Here is an 18,903-nt window from a genome sequence, read left to right on the forward strand (position 1 = left end):
GGAGCAAGCTCCCATCAATCCGCTCGACTTGCATGTATTAGGCACGCCGCCAGCGTTCGTCCTGAGCCAGGATCAAACTCTCCGATAAAAGTTTGAATAGCTCTTTAAAAAATAAATCTAGAATTAACGTTGACGTATTGTCTTGTTTTGTTCAGTTTTCAAGGTTCAATGTTTCATTGGGCTCTCTTGAGCACCTCTTAAATATAACATTTTTTGATATGAAGCGTCAAGATTTTTTTGAAATTTGTTTCTCGCCTTGTTTTGGCGACAAGGAATATAATAGCATCTTCTTCTATTATGAGTCAATACTATTTTTCATCTTTTGTTAAATATTTCTGAAAGGATTTCTTTTCCTTCTATTCTTCTGTAAATAGAACCTCCCTTTCATCCAATATAGAACTTCATCTTTGATGGCCTTGGTAGCCTCGGGTACTTCATAAATGGTTTCATCGTGCTCGTATCGGGGATGAAAAGTGTTTTAAACTTCATATTAGTAGAATAATAGAGATTATATAATAAAGGTATTTCAGATCGTTTATAGAAGTGTACTTTATAGATAGAGTTTGTGTAGAAGGGAGAAGTTAATATGAATGAAGTCATTCGTGCCATCCAGGATGATTACCCTGATGATTTTGCATGGTGTTATGGGTGTGGCCGACTTAATGAAGAGGGGCATCATTTCCGTACGGGAGTTGAAGGAGACCAAACCGTCACCATCTATACTCCAAAACCGGAGCATACTGCTTTACCGGGCTTTGTGTATGGCGGATTGATTGCCTCTTTAATCGATTGTCACGGTACCGGCTCAGCAGCAATCGCTCTTCATCGGAAAAATGGTGGGGAGATCGGGGACGGTCAGGAACCTCCCCGCTTCGTGACGGCTTCCCTGCAAGTTGATTTCATGAAACCGACTCCACACAATGTTCCATTAAAGGCAGTAGGAACGGTTCACGAGATTCATCCGAAGAAGTTTAAAGTGGAAACAGAAGTGTTCGCAGAGGGGAATCTATGCGCACGGGGAGAAGTAGTAGCGGTTGTTATGCCGAAGACATTCGTCAAATAAAAAGCAGTCAAGACCCGGGTAACCTTCACCTGGATCTTGACTGCTTTTTCAATCGGATTTGACGATTATAATATCCACATTTGAATCACCGTAAGTCCCACTACCCCCGGAATACCCAATATCCCTGAAATAGATGAGGTGGCGACGTTAATCGGAACATGAATTCCGTACTGACTTCCGAAAGCGTTCAGGAAAAATAAAAATAGTGCTCCGATCATGACCTTCATGGCGACTTGTCCAACAAACCGAAGTGGCTTGATGGGCGTACCCGTCGCTAACAGCAGTACGATCAGACCGCTGATCACCGCTATGACGATAACTGGGCTCATACCCTTCTCTCCTCTCAACAAAGAACATATATAGTCTCTTATTGAAAGGATATGATGGTTGTCTACCTTTTTATGACGATCTTTCTATGTTTCGCTTCCCTAAAAAGAAAAAAATATTTGGCTTCTGCAATTTTCGAATGACAGTGGATGTTCAGATTATAATCCACACTCATCTCTTCTATGGAACGCTGCTGATTCCACTGATCCTTTGTTTCGTCTAAAACGTGAAGTAAGGATTGGTCATACTCTTTTTTCAGCTTTCCTTTTTTCCTGAAAAACATAGGTATCCTCTCCTTCGTTAAACGTCTCTTCTTCCTTCCAGGGCCTTCGATAACGTTACTTCGTCTGCGTACTCCAAGTCACCGCCGACAGGAAGTCCGTGGGCGATCCTTGTGATCCGGATACCGGATGGTTTGACGAGTCGGGAGATGTACATGGCTGTCGCTTCCCCTTCGATATTGGGGTTGGTTGCCAGGATGACTTCCTGGACTTCATCACTTTGAAGACGTTTGATGAGGTCAGGTACATTAATGTCTTCAGGTCCGATCCCATCCATTGGGGAGATGGCTCCATGAAGCACATGATATTGTCCGTTATATTCTTTCATCTTCTCCATAGCGATGACATCCTTAGGATCCTGCACGACACAGATGATGCTGCGATCACGCCTTTGATCCTCACAGATATAGCAGGGATCTTGATCCGTTATGTGCCCGCAGACGGAGCAGTAACTCAAGTTACGTTTTGCATTGACCAGCGCTTTCGCAAAGTCCAATACGGTATCCTCTTTCATACTAAGAACAAAAAAAGCCAGGCGGGCCGCAGTTTTCGGCCCGATTCCCGGCAGTTTCATAAAGCTGTCGATCAGCTTTGATATAGGCTCAGGATAATGCATATGTTTGCCTCCTAGAACATTCCCGGTAGGTTCATTCCTTTAGTGAACTGACCCATGGTGGAGTTCGTTAATTCGTCCGCTTTCTTCAGTGCATCGTTAGTTGCTGCAAGAACTAAGTCTTGTAACATTTCTACATCATCCGGATCGACCGCTTCTTCGTTGATTTTCACATCAATGACTTGTTTGTGGCCTGACACGATGACTGTTACCATTCCGCCGCCTGCTGTTCCCTCGATTTGCTTTTCACCCAGTTCTTCCTGAGCTTCCGCCATTTTCTTTTGCATTTTTTGCATTTGTTTCATCATATTTTGCATATTTCCATTTCCACGCATCATCATCATTACCTCCAGTTTATTATTGAAAATATTAATCGTTAAGTTCTATTAAATCCATACCGACCAGCTTTTCAGCTTCCGTTAAGAGAGAATCTTCTTCTTGATTCCCGCTGGATGAATCCCCATCTTCTGTTTTCGAATTCCGGATGAAGTCTTCCCTTATGGACATCCACTGATCCTCGGGAATTCCAATAGCCTCATAGCTATTTCCCGTTAATTCTTCCAGAATGGAAGCAATCGCGGAAGTGAAAGCTTGATTCTCCATTGCCATCTGACAATGGATATCATATTTGAATTTTAACACAAATGAGCCGTTTGTTGCTGCTACAGGTTCAGCATCATTTAATAATGCAGACTGCGAACGCATCTGACGCTGATTTAAGGTTTCCACCATGTCTCCCCAACGGCTCTTGATAAGATTTAGATCTTCTTTCGTGGCCGTTCGGAGCACTTCCTGGATCTTACCGGTAGGGGCACGGAATCCTTTCTTCGCCCTGATCGGTTTTTTCGCAGCCTGTGCAGCTGGCTCCGCTTGAACCTTGACTCCATTTGCCTTCAGCTGTTCGACCTCTTTTTCAAGAAGGTTGATCTTTTTCATCAAATCATTTACTTCCGGCGAAGAAGCCGATACGGGCGCTTCCATCTGACAGAGCTTCACAATGGAAACCTCCAGATAAATCCGGGCATGGTTCGTAAACTTCATTTCCTGACCGGCCTGATTCAGGACGTCAATGTACTGATAGATCTGTCCAGGCTGGGTACGCTCTGCCAATTCTTTGAAATCATCGTCGAGCATGACCCGTTCCAGTGATTCCTCCAGGTTCGGTGCGGTCTGGTATAACAGCATGTCCCTGAAATAAAGGATGAAATCTTCTGCAAACCTCGCCGGGTCCTTCCCTTGAAACAGGAGCTCTTCCAGGGCCCCTAAACCAGTTGTAACATCTCGTTCCAAGATGGCCTTTGCCAGGGTATTCAAGTAACCTTGAGAAACGGCTCCCGTTACCGTTAGGGCGTCATCCACTGTGACCCGGTCCTGACTGAAGGAAATCGCCTGATCGAGAAGGCTGAGACCATCCCGCATCCCGCCCTCGGCTGCCCTTGCAATGATGGTCAGGGCATTTTCTTCAAAATTCACGCCGGATTCTGCAGCTATGTGACTCATTCTTCCCACAATATCCATGGCGGTGATCCGTTTGAAGTCAAATCGCTGACAGCGCGAAATGATTGTCAGGGGAATCTTATGGGGTTCGGTCGTCGCCAGGATGAATATGACATGTTTAGGCGGCTCTTCCAATGTTTTAAGAAGCGCATTGAATGCTCCGATGGACAACATATGAACCTCATCAATGATGTAAACTTTATACTCGACAACGTTTGGAGAATATTTGACTTTATCCCGGATGTCCCGGATTTCCTCCACTCCGTTATTGGAAGCAGCATCGATTTCAATGACATCTGGGATCGAACCGTCCGTGATCCCTTTACATGCATCGCACTCATTGCAAGGTTCCGCTACAGGGGAACGTTCACAGTTAACGGCTTTTGCCAGGATCTTCGCCGCACTCGTCTTCCCTGTCCCTCTTGGTCCCGAGAATAAATAGGCATGGGAAATCTTCTGATGAAGGAGGGCATTTTGCAACGTTTTCGTTACATGCTGCTGTCCCACTACATCAATAAATGACTGAGGACGCCACACACGATATAAAGCTTGATATGCCAAAATACTCCCCCCTCTTTTTATGTACTATAGTGTCTCTATTATAACGTAATGTAAATCCCTTTTACAAAGAAAACCGGAGATCAATTTAAACCTTTACACAAACAAAAAACTCACCCGGAAATGGATGAGTTGTTGTATATAAATTAAACTGCCGTGCACCTTTCGTCGACAAGCATCCATAGGCGTTACTCAAGCAGTTAGCTCGGCCCAGGCAACCCTGCGGCACATGGGAGCTTCCACTTAATGCTGCTTCCTTCCGGACCTGACATGGTTCATGGATTCCCATTGCGCAGGACCCAGGCGTCAACACCACTTACTTGAGGCAGGCCCTACAGAGTGCGAGCCTCGGAAAGGAATTCGGTCTCGCTGGAGCGGATTGCGAGTACAGGGCACCGCTACCTCCCCACCTAGCACGGCAAAATTGATACCATATTTAGTTGCGTCATTAGTGCGACGCAAGATTAAGTATACTAGGATTTACGGTAAAAAGCAATGATGGAATGCTGTAAGTTATTTACAGACTATCCATCCTCTTTTTCTTCTCACTTTTCTTCCGATCCCTCAATCCTTTAAAAAATCGGGACAGGATTCCACCACACTCTTCCGACAATACCCCAGGCAATACTTCACACTGGTGATTAAACCGATCATCCTCAAGTAGATTCATCAACGTCCCGGCACAACCCGCTTTCGGATCCTTTGCCCCATAAACGACTTTCTCTATTCTTGATAGGATGATGGCACCGCTGCACATGGGACAAGGTTCAAGGGTGACATAAAGTTCCGCTCCTTCAAGACGCCAGGTGCCAAGCTTCTCACAAGCCTCTTGGATCGCCAGTGTTTCGGCATGGGTGATGGCGTTTTGGCTTGTTTCCCTCAGATTATGGGCCCGGGCGATGATTTCGTCATTCATCACAATTACGGCTCCGATCGGAACTTCCTGGATCGCGGCTGCTTTCTCTGCTTCTATCAGTGCTTCTTTCATAAACTGTTCTTCTCTTATACCCATTGTGTACTCCTGTAAATTTATTTCTCAATCCTTTATAAAATATCCCGATTCACACCAAACTATAGTGGAAAGGGGCTTACACATGATACCTAACGATACTGCTCTTCTGGTCATCGATATTATGAATCCATTTGACTTCAAACACGGGGAAACTTTGGCGCAACACACCTCAAAGATTGTCGATCCCATTAACTCCCTGCGTCGCTATTGCATGAAACATCAGCTTCCTACCATCTATATTAACGACCATTACGAGCTTTGGAAAGCAGATTACAAAGAGATTTATAAGAAATGTCATAATAAGACGAGCGACCCGATCATGACTCCTCTCCAACCGATGGAAGACGATTACTTTCTTATTAAACCGAAGCACTCTGCCTTTTATGGTACGGCACTAAACACGCTTCTTCACCACTTATCTGTCAAGAACCTGATCATCACAGGGATTGCCGGCAATATATGTGTACTCTTCACAGCCAATGATGCCTATATGAGAGAGTTTAACCTGATGGTGCCCGGTGACGCCATCGCTTCTGTCAGTGAAGAAGATAATCACTACGCCTTGACGATGATGAAAAATGTCTTAAAAGCAAAGATTGATCCTACCGCCGGGATTTTATAAAATTTCCGGCAGAAAACATATTCAAACCTCCCTTCTCATACGCTGATTATAGTGAATCAATTAGAGGAGGGTTTGTTTATGCAAATACATGTTGTCCAGCCGAACCAATCTTTATTTGGTATCGCTCAAGCGTATGGATCAACAGTTAATGATATAGTGGACGCCAATCAGTTGCCGAACCCCAATAATTTAGTGATCGGCCAATCACTGGTCATCCCGATTATAGGAAGTTTTTATTTTGTTCAACCCGGGGATAGTCTGTGGGGCATCAGTCAAAAGACGGGCGTCCCTTACCAGGAACTTGCAAGGGTGAACGGGATTTCCCCTAATCAGCCTCTACAGGTGGGGACTCGTTTATACATCCCACAGAAGCCTAAGGTGAAGGCGGAGTTTAATGGCTATGTCGAGCCATACGGAAAGGAAGTGGCCCCGAACCTTGAACAAAGCGCCAAGGAAGCTGCCCCCTACCTCACGTATCTTGCTCCATTCAGTTTTCAGGCGAAGCGGGATGGCACTTTGAAAGAACCTCCCCTCGGAAACCTCATACAAACGGGGAAAGACAATAATAATGTCATGATGATGGCAATCACCAACCAGGAGGAAGGGACATTCAGTGATGAACTGGGCAGAATTCTATTAACCGATCAGAACATCCAGAATAAGTTCCTGGATAACGTCGTCCAAACGGCAAAGAAATATGGATTCAGGGATATTCACTTCGACTTTGAGTACTTACGTCCACAGGACAAAGAAGCCTACAACCAATTCTTGCGAAAAGCGAAGGCACGCTTCAATCAGGAAGGATGGTTGCTCTCCACCGCCCTTGCCCCAAAGACCAGCGCGGATCAAAAAGGGAAATGGTATGAAGCCCATGATTATAAAGCCCACGGTGAAATTGTCGACTTCGTGGTCATCATGACGTATGAGTGGGGTTACAGCGGCGGTCCCGCCATGGCCGTATCCCCTATCGGACCGGTGAGGGACGTTCTTGAGTATGCTGTTTCTGAGATGCCCCCATCCAAGATTCTCATGGGCCAGAATTTATATGGTTATGACTGGACACTCCCTTTTGTACAGGGAAGCACCGCCAAAGCCATCAGTCCCCAACAGGCAATCCAGATAGCCGCTGATAACAATGTCAAAATCGATTATGATCAAAAAGCGCAGGCACCATTCTTCAAGTACCGTGATGCAGGCACCGGAAAAGATCATGAAGTTTGGTTTGAAGATGCACGGAGCATCCAGGCCAAATTCGACCTTATGAAAGAATTGAAATTGAGGGGGATGAGCTATTGGAAGCTCGGCCTGCCTTTCCCTCAAAACTGGCTGTTAATTTCCGACAATTTCAATGTTGTAAAAAGATAATTAATAGAAGCTGATGGATAGGTAAATCTATAAACACCTATTCATCAGCTTTTTATGTGCGTCTTCATAAAATTCCCTTACAGGAAGCCGATACAATGAAGGTGATGTGTTTTATCTATACAGGAAATATCCTGAACAAACCATCCATATATTGTGTTACAATAATTCCTGTCGTAATTTTTCACACTATATTCGAGAGTAATATGAGGAGGACAATTAATGGGGCGCATTCCTTTCATTACCGTTGAAGGCCCGATTGGAATAGGAAAAACCTCTCTTGCAAAAGCGATTTCCGATCATTTTCAATTTCACCTGCTTAAAGAAATCGTAGATGAAAACCCATTCTTAGATAAGTTTTATGATGACATTGAAGAGTGGAGCTTTCAAACAGAGATGTTTTTCTTATGCAATCGATATAAACAATTAGAAGATATCGAGAAACACTACTTATCTCAGAACAAATCTGTCGTTGCAGATTATCATATTCTTAAAAACATCATCTTCGCAAAACGCACATTGAAGGATGAACAACAATTCAAGAAATACCTCAACATCTATGACATCCTGACTTCAGACATGCCGAGACCCAATGTGGTCATTTACTTGAACGCAAGCTTGGATACGCTCCTGAAGCGCATTGAAAAAAGAGGACGTGATTTTGAAAAGAAAATCAGCCCTCTCTACCTGAAGCAGCTATCACTTGATTATGAAGAATATATGAATACATTCGAGGAAACACACCCGGATATCCCTGTTCTTCGCTACAATGGCGACCACGTAGACTTCGTTCAAAACAAAGAGGATCTGGATCATATTCTTACTCAATTAGAAACTACACTGAAAAAAGGAGTTCACTATCATGAATCTTCGCACTAAATACGGGATCCCGAACAATGCCGTGATCACCATTGCCGGAACGGTCGGTGTCGGGAAATCCACGATGACAAACGGATTGGCCAATGCTTTGGGCTTCCGGACGTCATTTGAAAAAGTGGATACCAATCCATATCTGGATAAATTTTATCAGGACTTTAAAAGCTGGAGCTTCCACCTTCAAGTCTACTTCCTGGCAGAACGCTTTAAAGAACAGAAGAAGATCTTTGAATACGGTGGCGGCTTTATCCAAGACCGCTCCATCTATGAAGATACAGGCATATTCGCCCGCATGCATTATGAAAAAGGGAATATGAGTGAAATCGACTATGAAACCTATACAAGCCTATTCGATGCCATGGTCATGACACCGTATTTCCCACACCCTGATCTTTTGATTTACCTTGAAGGATCCATTGATAATATTGTGGATCGCATTCGTGAGCGGGGTCGCCCGATGGAACAGCAAACCCCTGTTGCCTACTGGGAGGAAATGCACGAGCGCTACGAAAACTGGATCAATTCCTTTAACGCATGTCCCGTCTTAAGACTCGACATCAGCGAATACGACCTCGTCAACGACCAAAACTCCATCGAGCCCATCGTCGAAAGAATCAGCTACTTCATCGAACAGACGAGAATGTTAAAGAGCTAAATAAAAAAGACTACTCTGCGCTAAGAGTAGTCTTTTTTTGATGTTGAGAGAGTTGTGGTTGATTTCCGCTCCAGGTGCTCGCTTTCCGCGGGGCTGGCGGTGAGCCTCCTCAGGCTTCGCCTTCCGGGGTCTCACCTGTCCAGCTTTTCCCGCAGGAGTCGAGCACCTTCCGCTTCAATCAACTTATCAAGCGTAAGCAGTTCCCTAACTGTGTTACTGTATGGGCTGCTTACAACCCAGTCATTTTCTTTTGAATGCAGAAGAAATGAATTATTAGTCGATGTTCTTTGCCTTTACTGATTTTCAAAAACTATTTAGCTCTGTCAATAATTGCTGCTATAGAGAGTGAGGGGAACTGCGTAGACTCCTACGGAAAACGGGCGCGCCGAGACCCCGGAAGCGATCTGCGCTGAGGAGGCTCGGCCGAACGTCCGTGGAAAGCGGAGCAGTTCCCCTCAGTCTCCGGCACACACTCAATGACAGAGCATTTGCAAATCATAGTCTGTGTAAGAATAACGACAAACCATGAATGAACCAACAAGGTCTAAAAACAGCACCCATCCGTTTATTTCCATTCGAAAAGAGGTATAGGTAGTAACAAATAATCGATTGAGGAGATGAAGAGATGATGGAATCGAAACAAACATATTTTGTTGATATCAGCAGCGGGGATATTCTGCAGGATCCGAATCAAAACGCCAGTCCGAGCTTTCGGATATTCGCAACTCCTACAGAGGTGAACGAGCTTAAAATGCTTTTTAACGATAACTATGATGACGACATGTCGACCATGAGACGTGCCCAAATTCCATTCCGCCAGTATCATAATTCACCAGAAGATAATCATTATGATCAATCGATGAGGGATATTTATGCGAAGATCTACCTGCTGGGGGATGAAGAAGCACGCAGTCATATCACAGCGATCGGTGTACTCGAAAACACGTCCGATCACCATGTAAGAGAAGATATAGAGAACCTTAAGTAAGAGGTACCAGGTCCTTTGACATGGGGATAAAACAAAAAAATTCGTTACATTAAATGTAACGAATTCTATCTCCAAAGTTTATGCGCGATGGTTATAAAAAAATCAATGGAGGAGGAAGGGGGATTCGAACCCCCGCGGGCTGTTACACCCCTGTCGGTTTTCAAGACCGATCCCTTCAGCCGGACTTGGGTATTCCTCCGTATCGACAAGAACTATAATAACATGGTGTAAATATGGAGTCAAGGATATTTCAAAAAAAATTTAAAAGAAGTCTCACGGATGAATGTGAGACTTCTTTTTGCTGACAAAAACGTTTTATTTAATGACTTCCACTCCACCCATATATGGACGAAGGGCTTCTGGTACAATGACACTGCCATCTTCCTGCTGGTAGTTTTCCAGGATGGCGGCTACTGTACGTCCGATTGCTAATCCAGATCCATTTAACGTATGCACATGTTCTGGTTTCGCGTTCGGCTCTCTTCTGAAACGGATGTTGGCACGTCTCGCCTGGAAGCTTTCAAAGTTACTGCAAGAAGAAATCTCACGGTACGTCCCGTAACTCGGAATCCAGACTTCAATATCGTACTTCTTGGCTGCAGTGAAGCCCAGGTCCGCTGTACACATAGATAATACGCGGTATGGAAGGCCAAGCAGCTGAAGAACTTTTTCAGCATGACCCGTTAATTTCTCTAACTCATCATAAGAGTCCTCAGGCTTCACAAAGCGCACTAGCTCGACTTTGTTGAATTGATGCTGACGGATCAACCCTCTTGTATCACGACCTGCAGATCCGGCTTCAGAGCGGAAGTTGGCGCTGTATGCCACATAGCTTACAGGCAGCTCGTCAGCCTTCAGGATCTCATCACGATGATAATTCGTTACAGGTACTTCTGCCGTAGGAACTAAGAAATAGTCCTCGCTCTCGATTCTGAAAGCATCTTCTTCAAATTTTGGAAGTTGACCTGTCCCTGTCATACTCGCCCGATTCACCAGGAATGGAGGAATCATTTCCGTATAGCCATGTTCATCCATGTGAAGGTCCATCATAAAGTTGATAAGGGCTCTTTCAAGTCTTGCGCCAAGGCCTTTATAGAAAACGAAACGGCTTCCCGTCACTTTTCCTGCCCGTTCGAAATCAAGGATCCCGAGATTTGTTGCAACATCCCAGTGAGGCTGTGCTTCGAAATCAAATTCCCTGACCTCTCCCCATTTACGCGCTTCCACATTATCATCTTCTGTTTCCCCGACAGGTACCGTTTCATGAGGGATATTTGGAATAGAAAGAAGGATGCGCTCAAGCTCTTCTTCGATGCCTCTTAATTCATCATCCAATTTTTTCACCTTGGCACCCACTTCACGCATCTCCAAAATCATATCCTGAGCATCTTTTTTCTCTTTTTTCAGCTCGGCAATTTGTTGAGATACTTCATTACGCTTGCTCTTTAGATCTTCACTTTCAACAAGGAGCTCTCTTCTTCTCTTATCAAGCTCTTCAAACTTACCGAAGTCCTCCAGGTTCTCACCACGGTGCTGAAGTCGGGCTTTTACATCTTCCAGATTGTTACGTAAATACTTAATGTCTAACATGCACTTTCTCTCCTTTTTATAAAAAAATAAAAAACCCCCATCCCTGGTAAAAGGGACGGAGGTTTCCGCGTTGCCACCCTAATTGAAGACGCTCTCGCATCTTCCTCTTAAGAGATGGTAACGGAATCACCGAAAATACCTACTTCATTCAGTACTTCACTCAAGGATGGATTCGTAAAGATCCTGCATCGATTCTCACCGCCCATCGACTCTCTTTAGCAAGCTTTCTTTACTACTATTTCCTATCAACGATTTAAATTTTTATTGGTTATTTCATAATCTACTACAATGTTTTCCATTTTGCAATAGAATTATGCGATTGTTTTCTCCATGCTTTCTTTCACCATTTCAACGAAGAAAGCTGTCAAACGATGATCATCCGTCAATTCAGGATGGAAAGAACAGCCAAGGAACTGGCCGTGGCGGGCAAGCACGATCCGCTCGTTATGCTTCGCCAGGATTTCAACATCTTCTCCCGCTTCCACGATATGAGGCGCACGGATGAAGACGGCATTGAATCCTTCTCCTACATGGGCAATCGAAAGGTCCGCTTCGAAGCTTTCCTTCTGACGGCCGAATGAATTACGCTCCACCGTCACATCCATCACCCCAAGATGAGGTTCTTCGTAACCGACAATATGACCCGCTAACAGAATCAATCCGGCGCATGTTCCAAAGATCGGCTTCCCTGCTGCTGCGAATTGTCTTAACGGCTCCATAAAGCCGTAGCGGTCAATCAGCCTTCTCATCGTCGTACTCTCCCCGCCAGGCATGATGAGCCCCTGAATCTCTTCCAGTTGCTCTACACGCTTCACGACGATCGCCTTGGCCCCGGAGGCTTCAATTGAACGTACATGCTCCCTGACGGCACCTTGAAGTCCTAATACACCGATGTTCAACATAGAATCACACCTTACCATCCACGATCTTGCATGCGGTTTTCAGGGAGGATAGAAGAAATTTCTACACCCTTCATGGCTACACCAAGCTCTTTAGACAGCTCTGCGATCAACTTGTAATCCTGGTAGTGAGTAGTCGCTTCTACAATCGCTTTTGCGAATTTCTCAGGGTTCTCTGACTTGAAGATACCAGAGCCTACGAATACTCCGTCAGCCCCGAGTTCCATCATAAGAGCAGCATCAGCTGGTGTGGCAATTCCGCCTGCAGCAAAGTTTACAACAGGTAAACGACCGTTTTCTTTAATTTCTAACAATAATTCGTATGGAGCTCCCAGTAACTTCGCTTCTGTCATGATCTCATCTTCATTCATGCTCACTAGCTTACGTACTTGAGCATTTACCTTACGCATATGACGAACCGCTTCAACGATGTTACCTGTTCCAGGCTCACCCTTTGTACGAAGCATAGATGCCCCTTCACCGATACGGCGGGCAGCTTCACCTAAATCACGGCATCCGCATACGAAAGGAACCGTGAAATCTCTTTTATTTAAATGGTACTCTTCATCAGCCGGCGTCAATACTTCACTTTCATCAAGATAATCAACACCCATTGATTCAAGGACCCTTGCCTCAACGATATGACCGATACGAGCCTTCGCCATTACAGGAATCGACACAGCACCCATCACTTCTTCAATAATACGAGGATCTGCCATTCTTGCCACTCCACCGGCAGCACGGATGTCTGCTGGAACCCGTTCTAAAGCCATTACCGCAACTGCACCCGCAGCTTCAGCAACTTTTGCCTGCTCTGCATTGACAACGTCCATGATCACGCCGCCTTTTTGCATTTCAGCCATTCCTCTTTTCACACGATCTGTACCAGTATTCATATCTATATCCCCCTTATATTTATCCCTTGCCTGCCCCACTACCTCCCAAAAAAGGAAGAAAACGTGACTAAAACAATCGGAATGATTATGTAACCCTACTGCTAAATAAACAATAAAAATGGGCTTATGTCAAGACGAAAAGCGGAAGGGGCGACAAGCATTCCTTCAGTCCCTTTGTATAATCCCCCTACATTTATTCAATTATAAAAAACACCAAGACTTGTCCAACATAAGTCTTGGTGTTTCATTATATTAGAACCAGCCTTTAACCGTAGAAGTAATGGAATCCCAAATATCTCCGAAGAAGCCACCTACAGCTCTCATGGAAAGGACGAACCAGTTCGCCTTCTCGACACCATCAACTGTCACAACAGATGCTTTTGAAGCGTTCGATCCTTTATCTGTAAGATAACCTAAATCTTTTTTACCTTTAGCTTCCAGCATGACATACCCGACCTTTTCCCCTTCTTTAATAGGAGCCGTCAGTTCGCCATCGTCATTCAACTTTTTCTTATCCAACACAAACTTAGGCTTGTATTGATCTTCTTCACCGTTCTTAACCACCATGCTTAATGGAGAATCGGTTTTGATTTGAACTTCTTTTTCTTTTCCTTTTTGAACTGGAAGTGTTTTATGTCCTTTTACTTTGTAGTCAGCAGGAAGGACTTCTTCCATTGTGAAATTAGTAAAGGCGTAATCTAACATTTTTCTTGTTTCATTAAATCGTGCGTCATAAGAATTTTCACCAGAGCTGATATCCACGTTCATCACCACTGTAATATAACGCATTCCATCTCTTTCAGCTGTTCCGGTAAAACATCCACCCGCAAAATCAGTCGTACCGGTTTTCAAACCGTCCATGCCCTCGTATTCACGAATTAATCCAGGCAGCATCCAGTTCCAGTTTTTCATATTGAAAGCATCTTCAGTTCCTTCAGCGAATGTTTTCTTCGCAATCTTTGATGTATCAAGGATTTCAGGGAAATCTTTCATCAATCGATAAGCAAGGGTTGCGGTATCTTTCGCAGACATCACATTTTCTTCATCTGCTCCGCCTACTACCTGATCCACATAAGGAGCTAAATCTTTATTATTCAATCCAGTCACATTGACAAATTTATAGTTTTCCAAGCCCAGTTCTTTGGCTTTATCATTCATCATTTGAACAAACTTTTCTTGAGAACCGGCTACAGTTTCAGCGATAGCCATCGCTGCAGCATTCGCAGATTCAATCGCCATTGCCTCATACAGATCTTTGAGTTTATATGTTCCCTCTTCTCTTAATGGAACATTACTCAAATTATCATTATGGGACATATTCGAAATTTTTGTCGGAACCGTGTATGTCTGATCCCATTTCACTTTACCTTCTTTAACCGCTTCAAGTAAGACGTATTCCGTCATCATCTTCGTCATACTTGCAATTCCTTGAGCTGTATCAGAATTCTTCTCATACAGAATCTTACCTGTACTTGCTTCTACTAAAATCGCAGCTTTTGCGTTTACGTCCAAGTCACCTTGAGCATTGGCAGGTTTCTGCACCATACTCATTGCCATCATAAAAACCATCATACAAACAAAAGATTTTTGAATCCAACTTCTTTTCACTGTTAGCCCTCCAAGATTTTATGTACACCTTCGTTATTTTAACATAGTTCCAAAGGTAAGAATAGACAGAGAATATGACTAGTTTTGGCATAGGTCAAGGGACTTGCGGCCTCTAAAAAAAGGCCGGGAATAACCTTTCTTTCCCACTAAAAAAAGCTGACCAGGAAATTCTGATCAGCTTTTGTCATTATTTTCTTATAAAGAGTAGTTTGGTGCTTCTTTCGTAATCTGAACATCATGGGGATGACTTTCACGGAGGCCGGCACCTGTCATTTTAATGAACTGCGCCTTTTCCCTTAAGTCGAATAAGTCTTTTGTTCCACAGTATCCCATACCTGAACGCAAGCCTCCTACCAGCTGATACAATGTATCGGCTAACGGTCCTTTATAAGGAATACGCCCTTCGATGCCTTCTGGAACGAACTTTTTCGCTTCTTCTTGGAAATAGCGGTCCTTTGATCCTTTTTCCATGGAGCTGACAGAACCCATCCCTCTGTATACTTTAAAGCGGCGCCCTTGGAAGATCTCCGTTTCGCCAGGGCTTTCGGACGTCCCGGCCAATAAGCTTCCAAGCATGACGGCATGTCCTCCGGCTGCCAGGGCTTTCACGATATCACCTGAGTACTTGATGCCTCCATCGGCGATGATGCTCTTACCATGCTTCCTTGCTTCCGTTGCACAATCATACACAGCGGTAATTTGTGGAACACCCACACCTGCAACAACGCGGGTTGTACAGATTGAACCAGGTCCGATTCCCACTTTGACCACATCTGCACCTGCTTCAATCAATTCTCTTGTCGCTTCAGCCGTCGCTACATTACCTGCAACGATATTTAACGTTGGATAAGCTTCACGTATTTCACGAACAATAGTAAGGACTCCAGCGGAATGACCGTGAGCCGTATCGATCACGATGACATCCACATGGGCTTTAACCAAATGTTCTACACGAGTTAATGTGTCCTTGGAAATACCAACTGCTGCTCCCACTAATAAACGCCCTTGAGCATCTTTAGCCGAATTCGGGAACTCGATGACTTTCTCAATATCCTTGATCGTAATCAATCCTTTAAGTGTTCCTTCTTGATCGATCAAAGGCAGCTTTTCAATTTTATATTGCTGAAGAATTTTTTCCGCTTCTTCTAGGGTAGTGCCGACTGGAGCCGTTACAAGATTCTCCTTCGTCATGACATCAGAAATCTGGATCGAATAATCCTGGATGAAACGAAGATCGCGATTCGTTAAAATCCCGACAAGCTTCTGTTCTTGCTCGTTGTTCACAATCGGAACACCGGAAATTCTATATTTGCCCATCAAGTGCTCTGCAGAAAAGACTTGATGATCCGGAGTTAAAAAGAATGGATCAGAGATAACTCCACTTTCGGAACGTTTTACTTTATCGACCTGTTCAGCCTGCTGTTCAATACTCATATTCTTGTGGATGATACCGAGTCCACCTGTTCGAGCCATTGCAATCGCCATTTCAGCTTCGGTTACGGTATCCATCCCTGCACTGATGATAGGAACATTCAGCTTAATTGATTCCGTTAATTCAACAGAGATGTTTACATCCTTTGGTAACACCTCTGATTTAGCTGGTAATAATAACACATCGTCAAACGTTAAACCTTCTTTAGCAAATTTAGAATCCCACATGTTTTCGGCCTCCCTAGTCCCAAAATATTATTAGTAGGTTATCAATTGGTTAAAATACTGTCAAGAAGAATAGGATTAATTTAACTTTTCAGAATAATTAGAAGGTGATCTCTTGGACGAAATATATCAGCACTGGGACTTCATTCACTATTTTCAATCAGCGGAATACTCCCAGAAGTTTCTAAAAAAATGTTACGAAAAACTGGGGGCCATTCAAGCTGAAGTAAAGAGTTATGACAACTGTTATCCATTCATGTATTACCTGGAACAAGGAGAACTTTATTATAAACAAGCCATGATGTCTCCTTTTTCACTAAAGCCCATATTGCTTTTTTATGGATACATTCATTTTATTAAAGCGATTGTCCTGACAGAAGATCCGGAATACCCTGAAACAACTACCGTTCTTGCTCATGGGATTACCTCAAGAAAAAGAAAGAAGCAGCAGTACAGGTTTTTACAGGATGAGGTAAAGGTTCAGAAAAACGGGCTCTTTTCACATTTTTCGGACCTCGTGTTCCACGTGAAACATATCATCGGGGAAAAATACAAAATGGAAGATCTGCTGGTCCAAATACCTGAACTTGAAGAAGCATTCCTTATTCTACTCAAAAAGAAAACCATGCTCTGGTTTACCAATCAGAACGAACTGGCAATCGACGAATCCATACTCTCCCACTTTCATATGTCCGAGTCTTTATTTAAACAATACATGAACGAAAAAATAACGGGGGATTCAATCTGGATTACAGATGATACGCTGCACGCATCGATCACTGAGGAACAACTACCTGTCAGATGGCATTTAAACAAAAACCGATTAGTACTGCCAGGAATTCGAAACGAAGCATCAGCCATACCTGAAGTACTTATCCACTATGCGATTCTATATAACCTAAGCATGATTGCCCGGTATGAAACCGAATGGTGGGTTGAACTATTAAAAAACCGCACCAATGAAGACTATCCCATCATTACGACGTTTCTCAACATCACAACAGAAAAGTCACCCTATCTATTACTCAAGATTCTTAAGGATAAAATATAGGAGGAAGAGAAAGGTCGAGCCTTTCTTCTTTCTCTATTCAGCATGAAGTAGCTTTCTAATATCATCCTCAATTTTACGGGGGGAGGTTTGCGGAGAATACCGGTCGAATACCTCACCATTTTTCCCAACCAGGAACTTAGTAAAGTTCCATTTAATATTTGAAAGAAGGACACCCTTTTTCTCCCGGGTTAAGAATGTGAACAATGGGTGAGCTTCCTTCCCCTTCACGTCTACCTTCGCAAACATCGGGAATGATACTCCGTAATTTACCTGACAGAACTCCATGATATCATCCTGATTATCGAACTCCTGGTTCATGAATTGATCACACGGAAATCCCAGCACTACAAGCCCTTCCTCTTTGTACTCTTCATACAGGCCCTGAAGCTCTTCAAATTGGGGCGTAAAGCCACACTTACTTGCTGTGTTCACAATCAGCATGACCTTCCCCCGATACTCGTCCAACGACGTAACAGATCCATTCGCTCTCTTAACAGTGAAATCATAAATTGTCGTCATGTTTTTCTCTCCTTGTCTATACTCTTACTTAAATAATACGTTAGGAGGTTGGGAGATAGCAATTTTGAGTGGGTGGTGTTGATGGATGAGATATGTGGATTGAATAGGTGGATGTGTGGGATGGGTAAGTGGGTTGAATGGGGGGGTGGGGGGTGATTGGCGGGTTGTCAGATGACTGATATCCGATCTCATATTTCTATATAAATTGGGTGGTCAGTAGTGAGGAAGTTTTATTATTCCTTAGTATCTTGAAAAACACTATGATTTAGAGCAAAAAGAACCTAAAAATGTGTCCTCGATTAATTAAAAGCTTAAAATTGGGAGATTACTAGCCTTTCTTCAGGGATCTCGTTACGACGAGAAAGGGAAGGTAAGTTAATTGTGTCATTTTTGAAAGGGATTGCGTCGTTTTTGAAATTATTGCGTCATTTTCAAAATAATTGCGTCATTTTTTTCTTTTATGCGTATTTTACCTTTTTATTCCAATAATTAAGAAGGAATCATGCGGGCTTGGAGAGGGTACATGCCGGAGCGATAATAATCGTGCGGGATATGAGTTTTTCATGCGACGTTGTGATTAATCATGCGGCATTTAAAATAATCGTGCCAGCTTGTCGAATTTTCTTTACGGAGTCCTTACTAGTTCACCCACATCCCATCCCCTTCTTCGTCAACAGGCAGACATTCCGTTCCTAAAATAGACAAATCAAAAAAAGAGCAACCCCTAAGAGTTACTCTTTCTTCACATTTGCCTGGCGACGTCCTACTCTCACAGGGGGAGATCCCCCAACTACCATCGGCGCTGAAGAGCTTAACTTCCGTGTTCGGCA

19 protein-coding genes, 1 tRNA gene, 2 rRNA genes, 1 other RNA gene and 1 other annotated feature are annotated in these 18,903 nt (G+C 43.7%); of the genes, 7 read left to right on the forward strand and 16 right to left on the reverse strand.

Features of this window, described 5'->3' with window-relative positions:
* A 16S ribosomal RNA gene (locus V8G47_RS19945) occupies positions 1-88 on the reverse strand; the annotation flags it as partial.
* Positions 89-586: 498 nt separating this feature from the next.
* On the opposite strand from V8G47_RS19945, the gene V8G47_RS19950 reads away from it, so the two are divergent.
* On the forward strand, positions 587-1,063 hold the full coding sequence (locus V8G47_RS19950; protein WP_336201582.1) for a PaaI family thioesterase: 477 nt from the start codon (positions 587-589) through the stop codon (positions 1,061-1,063).
* 65 nt (positions 1,064-1,128) lie between these two features.
* Here the strand turns inward: V8G47_RS19950 and V8G47_RS19955 are convergent, their stop codons facing one another.
* From V8G47_RS19955 to tadA, 7 genes are all read right to left on the reverse strand, one after another.
* Positions 1,129-1,392: a pro-sigmaK processing inhibitor BofA family protein gene (locus V8G47_RS19955; RefSeq protein WP_034766123.1), complete on the reverse strand. Its 264-nt coding sequence runs from the start codon at positions 1,390-1,392 to the stop codon at positions 1,129-1,131.
* A 62-nt stretch (positions 1,393-1,454) separates the two neighbouring features.
* A complete protein-coding gene (locus tag V8G47_RS19960) occupies positions 1,455-1,673 on the reverse strand; it encodes a YaaL family protein (RefSeq protein ID WP_261749150.1) in 219 nt (72 codons plus the stop codon).
* 17 nt (positions 1,674-1,690) lie between these two features.
* Entirely contained in the window at positions 1,691-2,287 is a 597-nt protein-coding gene (gene recR / locus V8G47_RS19965) for a recombination mediator RecR (protein WP_034766119.1), read from the reverse strand.
* 11 nt (positions 2,288-2,298) lie between these two features.
* A complete protein-coding gene (locus V8G47_RS19970; protein WP_375162873.1) occupies positions 2,299-2,625 on the reverse strand; it encodes a YbaB/EbfC family nucleoid-associated protein in 327 nt (108 codons plus the stop codon).
* 28 nt (positions 2,626-2,653) lie between these two features.
* Positions 2,654-4,342, reverse strand: coding sequence for a DNA polymerase III subunit gamma/tau (gene dnaX, locus V8G47_RS19975; protein WP_336201583.1), 1,689 nt, complete (start codon positions 4,340-4,342; stop codon positions 2,654-2,656).
* Positions 4,343-4,493: 151 nt separating this feature from the next.
* Positions 4,494-4,758, reverse strand: an RNA gene (ffs, locus tag V8G47_RS19980) — signal recognition particle sRNA large type.
* Between the two features lie 98 nt (positions 4,759-4,856).
* Positions 4,857-5,351 carry a tRNA adenosine(34) deaminase TadA gene (gene tadA, locus V8G47_RS19985; RefSeq protein ID WP_336201584.1) on the reverse strand — a complete coding sequence of 165 codons (495 nt, stop codon included), beginning with the start codon at positions 5,349-5,351 and terminating at the stop codon, positions 4,857-4,859.
* Between the two features lie 82 nt (positions 5,352-5,433).
* Between tadA and V8G47_RS19990 the strand changes: the two genes are divergently transcribed.
* The 5 genes from V8G47_RS19990 (at position 5,434) to V8G47_RS20010 (ending at position 9,854) form a co-directional block, all read left to right on the forward strand.
* A complete protein-coding gene (locus tag V8G47_RS19990; RefSeq protein ID WP_336201585.1) occupies positions 5,434-5,973 on the forward strand; it encodes an isochorismatase family cysteine hydrolase in 540 nt (179 codons plus the stop codon).
* Between the two features lie 78 nt (positions 5,974-6,051).
* A complete protein-coding gene (locus tag V8G47_RS19995) occupies positions 6,052-7,338 on the forward strand; it encodes a glycosyl hydrolase family 18 protein (RefSeq protein ID WP_034766111.1) in 1,287 nt (428 codons plus the stop codon).
* 219 nt (positions 7,339-7,557) lie between these two features.
* Positions 7,558-8,214, forward strand: coding sequence for a deoxynucleoside kinase (locus tag V8G47_RS20000; RefSeq protein ID WP_060675048.1), 657 nt, complete (start codon positions 7,558-7,560; stop codon positions 8,212-8,214).
* Complete coding sequence (locus V8G47_RS20005) at positions 8,198-8,866, forward strand: deoxynucleoside kinase (protein WP_336201586.1); 669 nt, start codon at positions 8,198-8,200, stop codon at positions 8,864-8,866. Before V8G47_RS20000 ends, V8G47_RS20005 begins: the two co-directional genes overlap by 17 nt.
* A 628-nt stretch (positions 8,867-9,494) precedes the next feature.
* Positions 9,495-9,854 (forward strand): hydrolase, encoded by a 360-nt coding sequence (locus tag V8G47_RS20010; protein WP_336201587.1) that lies wholly within the window; start codon positions 9,495-9,497, stop codon positions 9,852-9,854.
* Positions 9,855-9,960: 106 nt separating this feature from the next.
* On the opposite strand, the gene V8G47_RS20015 is transcribed toward V8G47_RS20010, so the two are convergent.
* The 6 genes from V8G47_RS20015 to guaB all read right to left on the reverse strand — a co-directional run bounded on the left by V8G47_RS20015 (position 9,961) and on the right by guaB (position 16,506).
* Positions 9,961-10,053 (reverse strand) — tRNA-Ser (locus V8G47_RS20015).
* Positions 10,054-10,169: 116 nt separating this feature from the next.
* The gene (serS, locus tag V8G47_RS20020; RefSeq protein ID WP_336201588.1) at positions 10,170-11,444 is read right to left on the reverse strand and encodes a serine--tRNA ligase; all 1,275 of its coding nucleotides are present in this window, start codon (positions 11,442-11,444) and stop codon (positions 10,170-10,172) included.
* Positions 11,445-11,492: 48 nt separating this feature from the next.
* Positions 11,493-11,702: a binding site (T-box leader), on the reverse strand.
* Positions 11,703-11,755: 53 nt separating this feature from the next.
* Positions 11,756-12,346, reverse strand: a complete 591-nt coding sequence (gene pdxT, locus V8G47_RS20025; RefSeq protein ID WP_336201589.1) for a pyridoxal 5'-phosphate synthase glutaminase subunit PdxT — start codon at positions 12,344-12,346, stop codon at positions 11,756-11,758.
* A gap of 11 nt (positions 12,347-12,357) precedes the next feature.
* The gene (gene pdxS / locus V8G47_RS20030; protein WP_148996631.1) at positions 12,358-13,239 is read right to left on the reverse strand and encodes a pyridoxal 5'-phosphate synthase lyase subunit PdxS; all 882 of its coding nucleotides are present in this window, start codon (positions 13,237-13,239) and stop codon (positions 12,358-12,360) included.
* A 252-nt stretch (positions 13,240-13,491) separates the two neighbouring features.
* Complete coding sequence (locus V8G47_RS20035; RefSeq protein WP_442970883.1) at positions 13,492-14,811, reverse strand: serine hydrolase; 1,320 nt, start codon at positions 14,809-14,811, stop codon at positions 13,492-13,494.
* 231 nt (positions 14,812-15,042) lie between these two features.
* Positions 15,043-16,506 carry an IMP dehydrogenase gene (gene guaB / locus V8G47_RS20040; RefSeq protein WP_336201591.1) on the reverse strand — a complete coding sequence of 488 codons (1,464 nt, stop codon included), beginning with the start codon at positions 16,504-16,506 and terminating at the stop codon, positions 15,043-15,045.
* A 112-nt stretch (positions 16,507-16,618) separates the two neighbouring features.
* On the opposite strand from guaB, the gene V8G47_RS20045 reads away from it, so the two are divergent.
* A complete protein-coding gene (locus V8G47_RS20045; protein ID WP_336201592.1) occupies positions 16,619-17,554 on the forward strand; it encodes a YaaC family protein in 936 nt (311 codons plus the stop codon).
* Between the two features lie 33 nt (positions 17,555-17,587).
* Here V8G47_RS20045 and V8G47_RS20050 read toward each other — a convergent pair whose 3' ends face one another.
* Positions 17,588-18,073, reverse strand: a complete 486-nt coding sequence (locus tag V8G47_RS20050) for a glutathione peroxidase (RefSeq protein WP_336201593.1) — start codon at positions 18,071-18,073, stop codon at positions 17,588-17,590.
* Between the two features lie 750 nt (positions 18,074-18,823).
* Positions 18,824-18,903 (reverse strand): 5S ribosomal RNA (gene rrf, locus V8G47_RS20850); the annotation flags it as partial.

Source organism: Rossellomorea sp. LJF3 (assembly GCF_037046045.1).
In the GTDB taxonomy this organism is placed as follows: Bacteria; Bacillota; Bacilli; order Bacillales; family Bacillaceae_B; genus Rossellomorea.